14 protein-coding genes are annotated in these 15694 nt (G+C 69.0%); 8 read left to right on the forward strand and 6 right to left on the reverse strand.

Features of this window, described 5'->3' with window-relative positions; all coding sequences use genetic code 11:
* Window positions 1-77 precede the first annotated feature (77 nt).
* The 3 genes from HUA76_RS08835 to HUA76_RS08845 all read left to right on the forward strand — a co-directional run bounded on the left by HUA76_RS08835 (window position 78) and on the right by HUA76_RS08845 (window position 2892).
* Window positions 78-1367: a universal stress protein gene (locus HUA76_RS08835; RefSeq protein WP_174453738.1), complete on the forward strand. Its 1290-nt coding sequence runs from the start codon at window positions 78-80 to the stop codon at window positions 1365-1367.
* Window positions 1368-1541: 174 nt separating this feature from the next.
* Window positions 1542-2114: an imm11 family protein gene (locus HUA76_RS08840; RefSeq protein ID WP_174460585.1), complete on the forward strand. Its 573-nt coding sequence runs from the start codon at window positions 1542-1544 to the stop codon at window positions 2112-2114.
* Between the two features lie 193 nt (window positions 2115-2307).
* On the forward strand, window positions 2308-2892 hold the full coding sequence (locus HUA76_RS08845; protein ID WP_174453740.1) for a superoxide dismutase: 585 nt from the start codon (window positions 2308-2310) through the stop codon (window positions 2890-2892).
* A gap of 68 nt (window positions 2893-2960) precedes the next feature.
* On the opposite strand, the gene HUA76_RS08850 is transcribed toward HUA76_RS08845, so the two are convergent.
* From HUA76_RS08850 to HUA76_RS08865, 4 genes are all read right to left on the reverse strand, one after another.
* Complete coding sequence (locus tag HUA76_RS08850) at window positions 2961-3617, reverse strand: hypothetical protein (protein WP_174460586.1); 657 nt, start codon at window positions 3615-3617, stop codon at window positions 2961-2963.
* 129 nt (window positions 3618-3746) lie between these two features.
* A complete protein-coding gene (locus tag HUA76_RS08855) occupies window positions 3747-4802 on the reverse strand; it encodes an SMP-30/gluconolactonase/LRE family protein (protein WP_174460587.1) in 1056 nt (351 codons plus the stop codon).
* 54 nt (window positions 4803-4856) lie between these two features.
* Window positions 4857-5654: an alpha/beta hydrolase gene (locus HUA76_RS08860; protein ID WP_174460588.1), complete on the reverse strand. Its 798-nt coding sequence runs from the start codon at window positions 5652-5654 to the stop codon at window positions 4857-4859.
* A gap of 117 nt (window positions 5655-5771) precedes the next feature.
* On the reverse strand, window positions 5772-8810 hold the full coding sequence (locus tag HUA76_RS08865) for a sensor histidine kinase (protein WP_174460589.1): 3039 nt from the start codon (window positions 8808-8810) through the stop codon (window positions 5772-5774).
* Window positions 8811-9270: 460 nt separating this feature from the next.
* Between HUA76_RS08865 and HUA76_RS08870 the strand changes: the two genes are divergently transcribed.
* Window positions 9271-9870 carry a hypothetical protein gene (locus tag HUA76_RS08870; protein WP_174460590.1) on the forward strand — a complete coding sequence of 200 codons (600 nt, stop codon included), beginning with the start codon at window positions 9271-9273 and terminating at the stop codon, window positions 9868-9870.
* Window positions 9871-9936: 66 nt separating this feature from the next.
* Here HUA76_RS08870 and HUA76_RS08875 read toward each other — a convergent pair whose 3' ends face one another.
* A complete protein-coding gene (locus tag HUA76_RS08875; RefSeq protein ID WP_141642596.1) occupies window positions 9937-10326 on the reverse strand; it encodes a hypothetical protein in 390 nt (129 codons plus the stop codon).
* A 97-nt stretch (window positions 10327-10423) separates the two neighbouring features.
* Window positions 10424-11419: a hypothetical protein gene (locus tag HUA76_RS08880; RefSeq protein WP_141642597.1), complete on the reverse strand. Its 996-nt coding sequence runs from the start codon at window positions 11417-11419 to the stop codon at window positions 10424-10426.
* A gap of 289 nt (window positions 11420-11708) precedes the next feature.
* On the opposite strand from HUA76_RS08880, the gene HUA76_RS08885 reads away from it, so the two are divergent.
* The 4 genes from HUA76_RS08885 to HUA76_RS08900 all read left to right on the forward strand — a co-directional run bounded on the left by HUA76_RS08885 (window position 11709) and on the right by HUA76_RS08900 (window position 15482).
* Window positions 11709-12593, forward strand: coding sequence for a LysR family transcriptional regulator (locus HUA76_RS08885; RefSeq protein WP_174460591.1), 885 nt, complete (start codon window positions 11709-11711; stop codon window positions 12591-12593).
* A gap of 108 nt (window positions 12594-12701) precedes the next feature.
* Window positions 12702-13337, forward strand: coding sequence for a CHRD domain-containing protein (locus tag HUA76_RS08890; protein WP_141642599.1), 636 nt, complete (start codon window positions 12702-12704; stop codon window positions 13335-13337).
* Window positions 13338-13370: 33 nt separating this feature from the next.
* Complete coding sequence (locus HUA76_RS08895; RefSeq protein ID WP_217439505.1) at window positions 13371-13844, forward strand: DUF2809 domain-containing protein; 474 nt, start codon at window positions 13371-13373, stop codon at window positions 13842-13844.
* Between the two features lie 36 nt (window positions 13845-13880).
* Window positions 13881-15482, forward strand: coding sequence for an LVIVD repeat-containing protein (locus HUA76_RS08900; RefSeq protein WP_174460592.1), 1602 nt, complete (start codon window positions 13881-13883; stop codon window positions 15480-15482).
* Window positions 15483-15694: the final 212 nt, after the last annotated feature.

Here is a 15694-nt window from a genome sequence, read left to right on the forward strand (position 1 = left end):
CGGATGGGCATGACGCCCGTCCGACAGGGCTCCCGAGGGAGCCGCCGAGCCGTGTCCGACTCGGGGAGGAATCACGCATGTCCATCGTCTGCGCCACCAACTTCTCCGATGCCGCGCGCCGTGCCAGTGACCTCGCCGCCGAGCTGGCTCGGAAGGCGGACGTGCCGCTGTACCTGGTGCACGTGCTCAATCCCAACTCCGCGCGCGCCTTCGGCAAGGCGCTGCTCCAGGCGGCCGAGGCCGCGCTGGGAGATGAGGTCCGCCGACTGACGAAGTCAGGCGCCCGGGTGGAGCAGGAGCTGCGCACCGGCGAGGCGTCGGCGGAGGTGGCGGAGGTGGCTCGCCAGCGCGCGGCCACGCTGGTGGTGACGGCGCCCCCGACGCAGGAAGCGCCGTTCCTGGGCGTCGGCGGGACGGTGGACCGGCTGGCGCAGTCGCTGGAGGTGCCGCTGCTGGCGGTCCGCGACGCGGAGGTGATGGAGGCGTGGGTCCAGGGCAGGCGCGCCCTGCGCGTGGTGCTCGGCGTGGACCGCTCGATTCCCTTCGAGGCCGCGCGGGAGTGGGTGCGCGGGCTGCGCGCGTGGGGCACGGTGGAGGTGGTGGGCGCGCGCGTGGTGTGGCCGGATGAGGAGTACCGGCGCCTGGGGTTGTCGCGTCCGCTGGAACTCGCGGAGATGACGCCGGAGCTGCGCGCGGTGCTGGACAGGGAGACCGAGGCGTTGATGGCGCCGCTGGCCTCGGGAGGCGCGCCGCCGCGCACCGTGCTGGAGCCCTCGCTGGGGCGCATCGCCGACCACCTGGTGGAGCTGGCCGAGCGGGAGCGCGCGGACCTGCTGGTGGTGGGGACACATCACCGGCGTGCGCTCGGGAAGATGTGGAGCGTGTCGCATCATGCGCTTCGGCTGGCGCGAATCTCCGTGGCGTGTGTGTCCTCGCGCGCGGTGCCGACGGGCGTGGACGCGCCGCTGCCCTCGTTCCGCGACGTGCTGGTGGCCACCGACTTCTCGGAGACGGGCAACCGCGCGGTGGCGCACGCCTTCGGCCTGGTGGCTCCGGGCGGCACGGTGCATCTGCTCCACGTCGCGGAGGCGGGACAGTCGGTGGAGACCGAGCGGCGGCGACTGGAGGCGCTGGTGCCTCGCGAGGCCGAGGCCACGGGACGTCACGCGCGGGTGGAGGTCGTCACCGGGAGCAAGGACGTGGTGACGGCGCTGGCCCAGGCGGCGGAGCGGCTCTGCGTGGACGCGCTCGTGCTCGGGACGCATGGGCGCACGGGGCTGAAGCGCGCGGTGCTCGGCTCGGTGACGCAGGCCGTCCTCGCTCGCACCGAGCGGCCCGTGCTGCTGGTGCGCCCACCCACGGTGTGAGGGGCCGCGCGTGTGACGGCCTCAAACACATGTCACGATAGAGGCGCTGGAGGGCATGAAGGGCCCCGGTGTCATCACGAGCGCTTCACAGTCGCGCCCGAGGAGCCCAGACTCCGGCGACGCAGCTCCAGAAGCCTCTGACTCAAGGCGAATGAGGTCGTAGGGATGTCCACGATGCCGACTCGATACTTCAGGCTCAACGAAGCCGTGCAGGCCGGTCATTGGTCCCTGGGAGCCCTGATGGACGGACAGGGACAGGAACTGGAGGACACGACGGAGTTCACCTCGGGCCGGCCCGTTGTCCATGCCCCTGCCACCCTGAAGCTTCGTGTTCGAGAGCAGGGGCGTCGGCGTGACTTCAACATGGTGGGCGCCGGCAGGACTCCCGTGGTCCACCTCAGGATGTCGAGTCTCTTCGCGGAGTATGCCCCCCAGGAAGTTCAGCTGCTGCCCGTGAACGTCAAGGGCGGCTCAGGTGAGTACCATGTCCTCGTGGCCACGAGGCTCATCCGGTGCATCGATGACAAGGCCTCGAAGGAGATACAGGTCTGGAAACCAGAGGACGCGCGACCGGACAAGGCTGACCACTACCGCGGCGTCATCGGGATGCGGATTGACCCGATGAAGGTCGGAGGCTTCCAGGTGTTTCGCACCTGGGGTTGGTCCGAGGCGCTCATCGTCTCGGAGCACATCAAGTTGGTCCTGGAGCGCGCCAGGGTGACGGGAGCGGACTTCGAGGAAGTCTAAGGTGTCCAGTTCCGTAATGTGCCCGGGTCACCTGAAACAGCGCCGCCCCGGGTGTCCGCGCGGAGTGTTGACCCGTCGGTATCCCGGGCGTCCAGTGCTTTGGCGGGCCGCCAATGCATTGGAGTCGTGCCCCTTTCGCGGGTAGGAGGGTGATAGTTCTCCGCATCCCTTTACCCTGGAAAGGACCTGACTCATGGCCTTCACGCTGCCTGAACTTCCGTACCGCAAGGACGCGCTCGCCCCTCACATCAGCGAGGAGACGCTGGAGTACCACTACGGCAAGCACCACCAGGCGTACGTGACGAACCTGAACAAGCTGCTCGACGGCAAGCCCGAGGCGAGCAAGTCCCTGGAGGAGGTCATCCTCTCCAGCGACGGCGGCGTGTTCAACAACGCGGCCCAGGTCTGGAACCACACGTTCTACTGGCACTGCATGAAGCCGAGCGGTGGAGGCCTGCCGACGGGTGACCTCGCCGCCGCCATCACCCGCGACTTCGGCTCCTTCGAGAAGTTCAAGGAGGAGTTCTCCCAGGCCGCCGCGACGCAGTTCGGCTCCGGCTGGGCGTGGCTGGTGCTGGACAAGGACAAGCTCGCCATCACCAAGACGGGCAACGCGGACCTGCCGATGAAGCACGGCCAGAAGGCGCTGCTCACCATCGACGTGTGGGAGCACGCGTACTACATCGACTTCCGCAACCAGCGGCCCAAGTACATCGAGACCTTCCTCACGCACCTGGTCAACTGGGACTTCGTCGCCCAGAACCTCAAGGCGCGCTGATTCCACACCCAGCGCCGCTTCATCGAGCACCGTGAAGCGGCTCTGGATGCGTGTTGGGACGGGTGTCGTCAGAAGGCGATGCCCGTCTGGATTTGCGGCGAGAAGCTGAAGCCCCCGTCGCCCGGTGCTCCGGTGACGAAGAAGGGCAGGTCCAGCTCCACGAACCACTTCAGGTGCTCGGTGATGGGGAAGCCCTTGATGATGATGGGCACCACGCCCATGTTGAACGGCACGCCCGCGCCGACCTGCATGGCGAGCCGCAGGCCGCCCTTGAACTGCCCGAAGTCGTAGATGACGCCCGGGTCCAGCACGATGCTGGTGCTGACGCTCGCGGGCCTGCCGCCATCCTCGAACCGCCAGCGACTGTAGGCGATGAACTCGAAGTCGAGCGCCCAGCGCTCGTTCAGGTGCAGGGTGATGCCCGGCGCCAGACCCAGGTCGAAGAAGTCCCCGAAGATGACGGTGGTGTCCTCGTCGGTGACGCTCAGGAAGGGAATCACCGCGGCGACGTGCCCGCCCACGCGAGGCCCCATCATCGCCGCCGCACCCGAGCCACCGGTGCCAGCCGCATCCTCCTTCTTCTTCTTCTCGTGCTTCTCCTTGTGGTGATGCCCCAGGGCCAGGTCGCCCGCGTCCGCCTCCGCGCTCCCAGGAGCGAACGCCGCGAGCGCCGCGAAGAGCCCACCCACTCCGACCTTCCCCCTCCAACTCAGCCCACCGCCCATGTCGCCGCTCTCCCCCGGGCGAAAGCCTCCGCCCCCTGTCCTGGCAGCCAGGAGGGTGGGGAGGCTCTCAAGTCAGGACAAGCCGGCTGGGACTCGGGGGTGATGGCCCGTTGGATTCTGACGCGCGGCTCAGGGCAGCTCGCAGTCGAGGAAGTCCTTCTCGAACACGGGGCCCAGGAGCATCCGCTTGCCGAAGACAGCGGCGGTGGCCGTTCCGGACGTCTGACTGCCATCGTCCAGGAACACCTCCGAGGCCTTCAGGTCCGCGCCCTTGCCCGTCAGGCGCAGCACCTGCGCGGGTGACCGGGTCTTTCCCGTCGGGTCGCCCGCATGGGAGGCGAAGTCGAGCAGCTTGGGATGGGAGGCAATCCAGAGGTTGCCCTCGGCATCCAGCTCGATGTTGTCCGGGCCGGAGTCCAGGTCGAGCGTCTTGAGCAGCGTCAGCGCGCCCGTCTTCGGGTCGCGCGCGTAGCTGCTCAGCGAGCGGCCCACGGACTGCGCCACGTACACCGTGCTCCCGTCCAGGGAGCGGTTGATGCCGTTGGCGTACTTCGTGCCCTGGATGACCTCCTGGAAGCGCTGGCCATCGAAGTAGAGGACGTTGCCCTGGGCGAGCTGGAGGTAGTCCTCCACCCGCTGCTTCATGCCCGGCGGGTTGCCGTGGTCGTTCGTCACGTAGAAGCGCTGGGCGTCCATGGCGACCACGTCGTTGGGCGACACGAGCAGCGCGTCGCGAAACGTGGCCCGGTGGACCAGCAGGCCGTCCTCGCCGACCTCGAAGCGCTCGATGCGGTTGTCTTCGGCCTGGGTGTGGTTCACCACGAACAGCGTCTGCGCGCCGGACGGGTCCACGTGCAGGCTGATGCCGTGCGGATGGAAGTCGGGGGAGAAGCCGCCCGTCAGCAGCACCGGGGGCGCGGTGCCCGAAAGCTCGTAGCGGTAGATGCCGCCCGTCACGGGGCTCCCCGCCATCGTCGCGCGCCGGTCGTCCGAGGAGACGTAGGCGTAGCCCAGGCCCGGATGGAACGTGATGTCCTCCGCGCCCGGCATGCCCGACACGGGCTTGCACTTTCCGGGGGCGTGGGGAGAGAGGCTCTTGAACTGCCCGGCGTCCGAGAACGTCTTGAGGATGAGTCCGCCGACCGCCACGAACAGCACACCCGCGATGATGAGGAGCTTCTTCATGGTGCCTCGCCGGGAAGAAATAGACGCGGCGAGGCTAGCAGGGCGCGAGTGGCGTCACACCGTGGGATTCAGGGCCCAGGAGAGCGCGTGGTCGGCGACCTCCTCCCAGCCCTCCTGGCCGCAGATGTAGTGCGAGCGGCCGGGGAACTCCTTGTAGGCCACGACTCCGCTGTTGTAGTGCCGCGCGTTCGACTTGTTGAGCGACGCCGGCATGATGTTGTCCTCGCTCCCCGCGATGAACAGCAGCGGCGCGCGGTCCTCCTTGTCGAAGTCCACCTTCGTCGCCGCATGCGGGTTGAAGTTGGCCAGCGCTCCGTCGAACAGGAAGCGGCCCGGCGCGGGGACGTGGTAGCGCTCGTAGACGGTTCGCGACTGCGCCTCCGTGAGCGTGTTGGTGAAGGCGTAGCGGAACTGCTCGTGGGTGAAGGGCACCGCGCGGTGACGGTTGGCGGGATTGGCGAGGATGGGGAAGGTGGCCCTGAGCGTGGTGAACGGCAGCCGCAGCACGCCCTTCACCTGCACGGAGTCGATGGCCACGCCCGCGGCCCCGAGCCCCCGGTCCAACAGGATTTGCACCATGGCGCCACCGAACGAGTGGCCGATGAGGATGGGCGGACGCGGAAGCCCCCGGATGACCGTCTCCAGGTGGTGGGCCGTCTCTTCAATCGTGAGCTTCTCGATGGGGGACGGGTCCTCGCGCAGCGCCTCGACCTCCACTTCCAGGCCTGGATAGGCGGGCGCGAGCACCTTGTAGCCCCGCGCCTTGTAGCGCTCCACCCAGTGCTCCCAGCTCCGGGGCGTCATCCAGAGGCCGTGAATCAAGACAATCGTATCGGGGGACGTCGTGCTCATCGCGCTCTCGAGTCAGGAGGAGGGAAGCTCGCTTCCACTGTGCTCCCGCGCCACCTCGCGCACCTCCCCTGATGGAGGGAGGCCGCGCTCACCGGGCCTGTGCGACGGGGCGGGTCCTCAGCGCAGCCCGCCCACGAGCCGCCGCAGCCGGTGCCAGGTGCCTTGCGGAAAGTCCTGATACGCCGTCGCCGCGGGGACGCGCAGCTCGACCTCCGTCCCCGCGTTCTCCCGGCCCCGGATGTCCAACCGCGCGCCCAGCTTCACGGCCCGCTCGCGCATGCCCGACAGGCCCCAGTGTCCGGGCTTGCCGCCCGCCAGGAGGAAGGCCTCCTCGACTCCGCGCCCGTCGTCGCGCACGCGCAGGCGCAGCTGGGCGAAGTCATACGTCAACACCACCTCGATGCGCCGGGCGCCGGCGTGCTGGAACGCGTTCGCCAGGGCTTCGCGACCGATGCGGAAGACCTCGTCACGCACCACGGGGTCCAACGCGACGGGCGTGCCTTCCACCACCACGTGGAGCGCGGAGCGCCGCTCGTGCCCCAGTTCCTCTCCCAACTGGGTGAAGGCCGTGGACAGCTCCCCCGGGTCCACCGTCGTGGCGCGCAGGTCCATCACCCTGTCGCGCCCCTCGACGAGCACCTGGTCGGCGCGCTCCAGGGACTTCTCCATGGCCACGCGAGCCGGGTGTCCGGTGGGCACCATCTCCGCCGCCGCCTGGAAGCGCAGCACCAGCCCGTGGATGCCCTGCAGCAGCGTGTCGTGCAGCTCGCGCGCGATGCGCTCCCGCTCCAGATGGCGCTCCTCCAGCAGTCGCCGCAGGCGGGCCCGCACCTGCCGGAGCCGCAGCAGGTACAAGAGCCACAGCGCCACCGCGACGGCGGCGCCACACACCGCGCGGAACCACCACGTCTGGAAGAAGGCGGGCGGGAGGACGAACTCGAGCGCCGCCCCCGTCTCGTTCCAGACGCCGTCGTTGTTCGTGGCGAGCACCTGGAAGCGGTAGCGCCCCGGGGACAGGTGCGAATAGTACGCCTCGCGCCGGCCGCCCACGTCCTGCCACGCCGTGTCCACGCCTTCCAACCGGTAGCGGAACCGCACGCGCTCGGGGATGGAGAGGCTGAGCGCCGTGTAGTCGATTTCGATGTTCGTCGCCTGCTCACGCAGGCTGAGCGCGCCAGGGCCCGGGGTGAGCCATTGTCCATCCACGCGCACCGCATGGATGGCCACGGGCGGCGGCAACGGATTGCGGAAGATGCGCGTCGGGTCTATCCACACCACGCCGTTGCTGGTGGCGAACCACAGCCGTCCATCTGTTCCGCGCACCGCCGTGGGCAGCGGGCGCAGCAGGGTGGGCCGCGCCGGAAGACCATCCAGGAAGTCGAAGCGCTCGCACCGCGCCGCACGGCCGGGCTCGGCGACGACGCGCGCCAGCTCGTCCGCGCGCAGGTGCAGGATGCCGGGAATCGCGTGGACCCACAGGCCTCCGTCTGGCAGCTCGACGATGGCGGAGACGCCGCGCAGGGGCTCCTCGTCCTCCACGTCGAGCGTGTGGAAGCGCTGCCCGTCGAAGTGCGCCAGGCCGAACTGCCCACCCACCCACAGTCGCTGGCCCGCGCTCAGCGAGGTGACGATGCCCAGCTCCAGGCCGTCCGCGCGGCCAAAGCGACGGACGTCCGTCCCCTCGACGCGGAGGAGCTCCTGCGTCTGCCCCAGCCAGACACGGCCCTGGGGGTCGGTGGCCGCGGCCATGATGCGCTCCCGGGCCCTCAGCTCCGTGCGCGCCTCCAGCGACGTCCAGGTCCCATCCCGCAACTGGTACAGGCCCCCTCCGACGAGCGCGGCCCAGAGCGTGCCTTGCGCGTCCTTCGTCATCGCGTGGATGTACGCGGGAGGAGGTGCCGGGAGGTCCGCGACGCGCAGGGGCTTGTCGTCCTGGATGCGCCAGAGGCCGTTCTCCGCGGCCAGCCACACCTGGCCATCCCGGTCCCTGTGGGTGGCGAGGATGGGGGCGCCGATGTCGAAGGTGTCCACCGTCCTGTCGCGCAGCCGCATCAGCGGCCGGTTGGTGGTGCCCGCCCAAAGGGCGCCGTCGTTTCCCGCCGCGATGGCGAAGTCATGCGAGCCGCGAGGGAACTCGGCCAGCACCAGGGTGCTGTGACGGAAGCGGTCCAGCCCGCCGCTGGTGCCCACCCAGAGGTTGCCCTCCCGGTCCTCGATGATGGGCCACGTGTAGTCGGAGCTGAGGCCGTCCCTCTCGGTGAAGGGCTCTCCGGCCTCGTCGAGCCGGGTGATGCGCCGCTCACCCCACTGCTCGGGATGCGCGATGCGGCGCACGCCGTCACCGAGCGATGTGGCCCACAGGCTCCCCTCGCGGTCGAACAGCACGCCCGCGGACTGGACCTCCAGCCTCCCCGCGCCAGGGTAGGGCTTGCCGCCCGGCAGTCCGATGGGGCGCACCGCGCCGGTGGGCTCGGCGACCCAGAGCGTGCCGTCGGGTGCCTGGGACATCAGGCTCACCCACTTCACGGTGATGCCCGTGTCGCGGAACGCGCGGCCGTGTTTCTCCAGGTGGTAGACCTTGTCGGCGAGCGCGAGCCAGAGCGCGCCGTCCCGGTCGACGAACATCGCGCGGCCCCGTTGCTCCGCCGCGGGCAGGCCCCAGGGCTCGGCGATGCGCTCCCACTGGCTCCCGTTCAGGCGGTACACGCCGCGAAGGCTGGTGGAGGCCCAGAGCGCTCCCTGGGCATCGGTGGCGAACGAAGTCACCTGGGACAAGGGCAGGCCCTGGGCTTCGCCATACCGGGTGACCTGGCCTTCCTTCAGGCGCGCCAAGGTGCCATGGATGAAGCCAACCCACAGCGCGCCGTCGGGGGCGACATACAGCGTCTGGATGCTGCTGAAGGGCTGGCCATCGGGCGGCTCGAAGCGCCGGAAGTGGACGCCGTCGAAGCTGTACAGCGCCGCCGCCGAGGCCATCCACAGGAAGCCGTCCGGCGTCTGCGCCAGGGCGGAGACCTGTCCCGGCGCGCCGTCCTTCACCGTCCAGCGCGAGTGGTAGAACTGACCGATGCGTCGCTCGCGCCCGTTCACCTGCGCGACGGCGACCGTGCCAAGCAAGAGCGCGAGCAGGGCCAGCATGCCCCCGGCGGCGCGCATCCCCGTGCTCCCGCGATGTGTGGACAGCCCTGGCATCGTCGCGCGCATCGCTACTTCGGCGGGGTGGACGTCTTCAAGCGTCCGCGCCCGTTCGACGAAGTTCTTCCAGAAGGAGTGGGGGCCATGGCGATTCCCGACAGGGGAGTGCCGGGATGCTAGCACCCGTGCACCAGCGGCGAGCAGCGCCGCCGGGTATGGCCCGGCCGCTCCCGGGAGAGCTCAGGGGGCCAGCGCCTGGCCGCCCATCACGGTGTCTCCCGACCGCGAGATTGCCAACCCGGTACCGGTGCCGCCGCCGAACATCGAATTGAAGCGTCCCATGGGCGCGAATCTGTCCGGCGAAAACGCCAATTCAATACTTGAGTAATCATGTTGCAAATAAAGGTGGAGGATGGGCGGCTTGCCATGCGCGGGCGAGGGCTGTTAGGCAGACGCCTCCTGTGTTCGTGGGGGTCGTCGCATGTCAGCCTGTTCCGTATCCGGGTTCCGTATCGTGGTTGCCCTCGCGGCGCTGCTGCTCGCCAGTGGTTGCACGGTGTATGTCAAACGCGGAGCCCCTCGTCCCAACATCGACCTCGCGGAGCAGCAGGCGACCCTGGGGCTGGTGCTGGAGTCGGCGGTGCGGGACCACTTCGTCGTCTCCAATGAGGCGGCTAACAAGCTGGACGTGGACCAGTGGCGCGGCACGCTCGAGGATGGCTTTCGCGTCGGGTTCGGCTCGGCCTTCCGGCTGGATGCCACGCCGGCGGACTTGAAGCTCCAGGTGCTCGAGGCGGAGCTGAGTTTCGCCGTCACGGACGCCAGCGTGGCGGCCGTCCAGGCGCAGATTCGTTACAAGGCGCGGCTGGTGGACGCCCAGGGCCAGGTGCTCAAGCGTTCGAGCGGGACGGTGATGTCCAAGCGCTCGGCGGGGTTACACCGCGCGGCCACGGTCCTGGCGGCGAACGCGGTGGAGTCCCTGTACGAGCAGATCAGCGCCGACTTCTTCACCGAGCAGGACAAGGGCGGCAGCGACAAGAAGGCCAGCGACGGCGCTTCGGCCACGGACGCGGCGTACTGAGCCGCCATCCGACGCTGGAAGGCACCGCGCGGCTCGACGAGCGCCGCCACCGCGCGGGCCTTCGGACTACAGCGTGAAGAGCGAGAGCACGAAGGTGTTCGTGCTCGGCACGTGGAGCACCGTCCCGTTCTGCAGCGGGGGCCGGTAGAAGGCGGAGGCGTCGTAGGCCCGGGCGCGCTCCAGGGACTTGCGCGTGGTGGCCGACAGCCAGCCCCCGTCGTTCAGCGTGGGCGGGGCGAGCTCCGTGGGCGTCAGCGTGGCCAGGAGCGCCTGGGCATCCGCCTCCGAGTACTCCAGCACGGCAATCACTTCCCAGTCGGTGGGGCCCATGCCCACCTTGCCCCGGATGGCCTTGCGCCATTGGACGGACACGGGGCGCCGGGGAAGGTTCACCACCTGCTCGAGTGAAGCGAGGTCGGTGCCCGTCTTGGCGGGTGAGGTCGCAACTTGGCTCATGGGGACGCTCGTGGGTGGGGAGTCCGAGTCCTTGCAGCCCGAGGCGGCACACGCCAGGACCAGGACTCCCCCGAGGATATGTCGGAACGTCGTGGGTTCAGCGGCCGGTCTCGATGGGAGTCGACGTGGCATTCTCGATGTCGCCCTGTCCCCAGGTCACCTTGCGCTGCACGGTGCCTGTCTGGGTGTACTGGTGCGCCAGTCCGGTCTGCTCGAAGCGCCCGTTGTCCGAGTCCGGGATGCCGGTGGCGATGTCCTTCTGATTGGGATTGAAGTTATACCGGTCCTCGGCGTGGACCGTCATGTCCATGGAGAACGAGGGCTTGTCACCCGGCTTGGCCGGCGGCGTGACGGTGACGGTGGCGCTGTTCCAGATGCTGTGCCCGCCGATGGCCTTCTGCCAGTTCTCCGACTGGGGATACGGGAACTTGCCGTCGTTGCCACCCACGCCGATGGGGCCGCCGGTGAGCTGGAACGTCACGGGCTTGCCAGCCAGGGAGGGGTCCTTGGCGACCATGGCCGCGTATTGGGCCTCGGCGGCCTTCTGGGTGTCCTGGGTGGCGCTCTTCAGGACCTGCTTGCCGGACTCATCCTGGGTGACGAAGCGCTCGTAGTTGAACGTCCGGTCCTTCCCGTTGCCGTGCAGGAAGTGGTCATAGGCGGCGGTGCCGTCCCGGAGGTCCGGCCGGAAGGTCTTCGCGGCCTCGAGCTTCAGCTCCCACTTCGCCTTGGCGGCGTAGTCGGAGAAGGACGGGTCCTTCGTGGCGATGGGCTTGGTGTCCTTCGGGTCCGCGGGGTTCTGAAGGAAGCCGTTGTCGTGGTGGATGGGCGGGCGCGTGGCCGGACCCACCTGGTACTTCGCGGAGGTGGTGCCGTTGGTGGGCACCACCGGGTTGGTTCCGCCCGCGGGAGGCGAGCCGGCCAGGAGCTCCACGGGCTTGCTCTTGGCCGCGGCGTCCGCCGTCTCGAACTCGTCCTTGGGTGCGTTGACCTGGGCCTTCTTGTCCACGACGGGCTTCGGCGTGGGCTTCTCCTCGGGAGGCGGGAGGTAGACCTTCTTCGGGGTGCTTCCGGAGATGGGAGGAGTGCCCATGTGACGAGACCTCGACGGAGTCCATCCCGCGCGTGGCGTTGGCTTGTGAAGGCCCGGAATGGAAGGGGTGTGAGAACTGCGCTTGTCTGGGTTATCGGCCCACATCGGTTCCAGGTTGCGTGGCTTCAGCGGTATGTCGTGGATGTCATTGCGGGGCTGCCCCGGAGGGTGGTGGGAGTGTCCTCCAGGCATCACTCCCCGCCTTGCGGTCCTGGAGGGGCCCGAGGATGCTCGTCCCCGGGAGGCGTCATGGTGGGGGCCGGCGAGCCCGCACCGACGGGGCGAGAGCATGGACCTGGAAGAGTTGCGTGCCTTTGTCGGTGTCGCGGAGACGGGTTCGTTCCTGGCCGCGGCGGACTCCCTCGCGGTGTCGCGGACGACCTTGCGGCGACGCGTGGAGGCGCTGGAGGCGCGTGCCGGGGTGCCGCTGCTGAAGAGCACCCGGACGGGCATCGTCCTGACGGAGGCGGGGGAGATGCTCGCCCGTCGTGGCCGGCTGATGATGCAGGAGACGAGCGCGCTGGTGGCCTCGCTGCGCGAGGTGGGCCAGGCGCCCTCCGGTGTTCTGCGGGTGGTGTTGCCGGTGGGCTTGCCGCCGCACCTGCTCGCGCCCCTCTTCGCGCTGCTGCGGGCCACGTATCCGCTGCTGCGCGTGCATGCGAGCTTCAGTGATGATCCGCTGGCGGAGCCGCTCGACAACGTGGACCTGGCGGCGCACTTCGGAGAGGGGCTGCCCCGGGGGCCCTGGATGTCCCAGGTGGTGTTGCGGGTGCGCGAGGGGCTCCTGGCCAGCGAGGACTACCTGCGTCGGCGCGGTATCCCTGGCACGGTGGAGGAGCTGGAGGGTCATGAGCTGTTGTCCTGGCAGGCGCCGGGCGACGACGCGTGCCTGTGGCCCCAGCTCCGGGGGCCTTCGTTCCAGGTGGAGCCCGCCCTCGTGTCGTCGGACATCCACTTCATCCGGGTGTGTTGTCTGGCCGGGCAGGGCATTGGCCTGATTCCCAGCGTGGCGTTCGCGGACCCGGGCGAAGGGGAGGGCGCGCTGGTGCCCGTGCTCGCGGACGCGGTGGGCCGCGAGCGGCCCCTGCGCCTCAGTGTCCCGGAGGCGCTCTCTGAGATTCCCAAAATCAAGCAGGTGCTCTCACACATCCGCCGCTTCCTCGAACCCCTGTGAGGTGAGGCTCGTGGGGCGAATCCGGCCATCGGGTGTCCATCTTCGGCCATCCCCGGCTTCGGACAACCACGCTACGGATGAGGGCGTCCTTTCGTGCCGGAGCCCGCCATGCGAACGCCACTGCTCTTTACCCTCGCCACCACCACGTTGCTGACGCTGTCCGCGCACGCGAAGGACCCGGCGCTCGGCGCGACGACCTTCACTGTCTACGAGGCCTTCCTCAGCCCCGCGCAGGAGCCCGGCGAGGAGTCCGAGACGCCGAAGCTCCTGGAGAAGAGCCTGGGGGCCACGGCGCCCTCGACGCCTCGCGAGGCCCGCAAGTCCCGGGGCCATGGCGTGCTGAAGTTCTCCAAGGACCTGACGCGCGCCTACGTCGAGTTCGAGATGAAGGGCGTCAACCCCGCCGACATCCTCATGTTCCACATCCACTGCGGTCCGCCCGGCGTGCTCGGGCCCGTGGTGGTGGACTTCGGGGAGCTGGGCAACCTGTCGAAGACGCTCGCGGAGGGCCGCCTGACGGTGGAGCTCACCCACGCGAATGTCGTCTTCATCAAGGACATGAAGGGCATGAAGCCCGGGCTGCCGGAGAGCTGTCCCGCCGAGCTGGGCTTCCTGGCGCAGACGAAGACGCTGGCCAGCCTGGAGTCGCTCGCGCGCAAGGGCGTGCTCTACTTCAACCTGCACACCAAGGCGCATACCTACTACGGCGAGATGCGCGGGCAGCTCTATCCCGCCGAACCCTGAGGCGCGCGTCGCGGCTCGGGTAGTCTTGGGCGCGTGACGTCCGCTCCGAGCCCTTCGCCTGTCCCGTCCTCCCCGTCGCGCACCCGCCTGCTCTCGCTGGGGCTGGCGGTGCTGGTGATTCCGCTGGGGCTGGCGTCGCGTAGGAAGTCGCTGCCGTGGCCCTCCTTCTTCGCCACCTATGCGGGCGACACGCTGTGGGCGCTCCTGGTGTTCCTGCTGCTGCGCTTCCTCGCCCCACGCCGCGCCGCGCTCACCGTGGCCGCCGTCGCGCTCGCGTTCTCCTTCGGCATCGAGTTCAGCCAGGGCTATCACGCGCCCTGGCTGGATGCCGCGCGCCGCACGCTGCCGGGGCGACTGGTGTTGGGGGCGGGGTTCCTCTGGAGCGACCTCGTCTGTTATTCGGTCGGCGTGCTGCTGGGCGTGGGGCTCGACGTGGCGCTGCTGACCCGCAGGGCGCCGGAGAAAGCCGCACCTTCCGTCGATATGGGCAGACCTTCATCGCGTTGATGTCAGGGCCGGGGCCGACATCATGGATGGAGAATCATGACGAATGTCGTGAGAGGTGCGCTCGTGGCCTCGCTGTTCCTGAGCGTTGGCGGGGGTTGTGCGCAGGAGGTCGTCCCCGTCGAGGGAGTGCCTGTCAATCTGGGTCCCTCGCAGGTCCTCGAGGACCACGGGGACTGGGCCCCGGAGCCCCTGGCCGTCTGTCCATTGCTGCCTCGTGACGGCGCCGCCGCCGAGTGCGGCACGCTGGAGTCCTTCGACCTGTCCGCGTGTGAGCGAGACTCGCTGACGAGGCTGGAGGCCAACGGCCACTTCACCGTGCATGGCATTGGCAACGACATCCGAGAGAATGCCAACAGCCAGTTCACCGGGTCGATGAACTTCCGGCCGGGGGGCGTGGTGAGCTACGGCGGATATCCCATGCGCGAGGCCCGGGTGGACGGGAACGCGTTCTTCCTCTCCAACCACGGCACGCTCCCGGACGGCAGGGCCTTCCGGTCCTCCTTCGTGGGCTGCAAGGCGCCGAACCCGAGCCGGGTGACGGGGTGCTACGCGGTCTGCCTCGCCGGCGTTCCCAGCTTCCAGGCCACCTTCGAGGCGGAGAAGGTCCAGTGGCGCGCGGGCGAGGCGGAGGCCTCGAAGCTCACCCTGGTGGGTGAGGGCGTGGTGAACCAGGGCATCGTCGCGGACGTCTTCGTCACCAAGGGGCATGCGTATGTCGTCTCGCTGGAGAGCGCCCTCGCGGGGCCCGGCGGGCTCTTCGTCTATGATTTGAGTGACCGCTCCGCGCCCCGGCTCGTGAGCAGCATCACGTACCCGGGCGACAGCTACTGGAACGCCGTGTGGGCCAAGGACGATGCGCTCTACGTCGCCAGCGCGGCCCGGGGCCTGCTCGTCTTCGACATCGCCGAGCCGGCGAACCCGAAGCTGCTGCGCTCGCTGCCCGATGGTCGCCCCATCGATGCGCACACCATTCATGGCGACCTCAACCGGCTCTATGTCATGTCCGCCTCGCCCACGCCGGAGACGCTCATCTTCGACGTGAAGAACGCGCGCGAGCCCGTGCTGCTCGGCCGCTACGCGGACCCGAGTGTGAACCCCCTGGTCGCTTCGTTCCCCCATGACGCCACGTCGTGGGGAGATCGCCTCTTCGTCAATCACTGGTCCGCGGGCTTGCTGGTGCTCGACGTGAGCGACCCGACGAACGTGGTGAAGCGGGGGGAGTATGTCTATCCGCGCGCCACCAGCCACACGAACCGCTGGCACTACGTGAACAACCGGCTCATCGTCTTCGAGGGCGGTGAGGACTGGGGGGGGCATGTCCGGGCGCTCGACATGACCGACCTGGACAAGCCCGTGCTCATTGGCGAGTACCGCCTCTCTCCGGGCGTCTCCATCCACAACATGGAGCTGAAGGGCAACCTGCTCTATCTCGCCCACTATCAGCACGGGGTGCGGGTGCTGGACGTGTCGCGTCCCTCGGAGATGAGGGAGGTCGCCTACTTCAATACCTGGCGGGGGACGGACCGGGCTCGAGGCACCCTGTTCTATGACGGCGCCATCGGCATGCGCATCCCGGGCGATGGCCATGTCTATGTCATCGACACCTCGCGGGGCCTGCTCATCTTCGACGAGCTGTAGCCGGTAGGCGGAAGTCCTTCACCGGAGGCTGGCGACGGCGGGCCTCCGGTGTTGAACGAATGGACCGGGCGCGGGTACCAGACTGCTCGGGCACGTAGCCCTTGGCGGGCCATTTGCCATACGCTTCGCCCAGGGTGCCGGTGGTCGAACATGGATTCCTCGGGGGGAGGGTCGCGGGCTGATGCTCCGGACGCCGTCCTTTCGGGGAAACG

This window comes from Myxococcus sp. CA056, from assembly GCF_013336715.1.
Classification (GTDB): domain Bacteria; phylum Myxococcota; class Myxococcia; order Myxococcales; family Myxococcaceae; genus Myxococcus; species Myxococcus llanfairpwllgwyngyllgogerychwyrndrobwllllantysiliogogogochensis.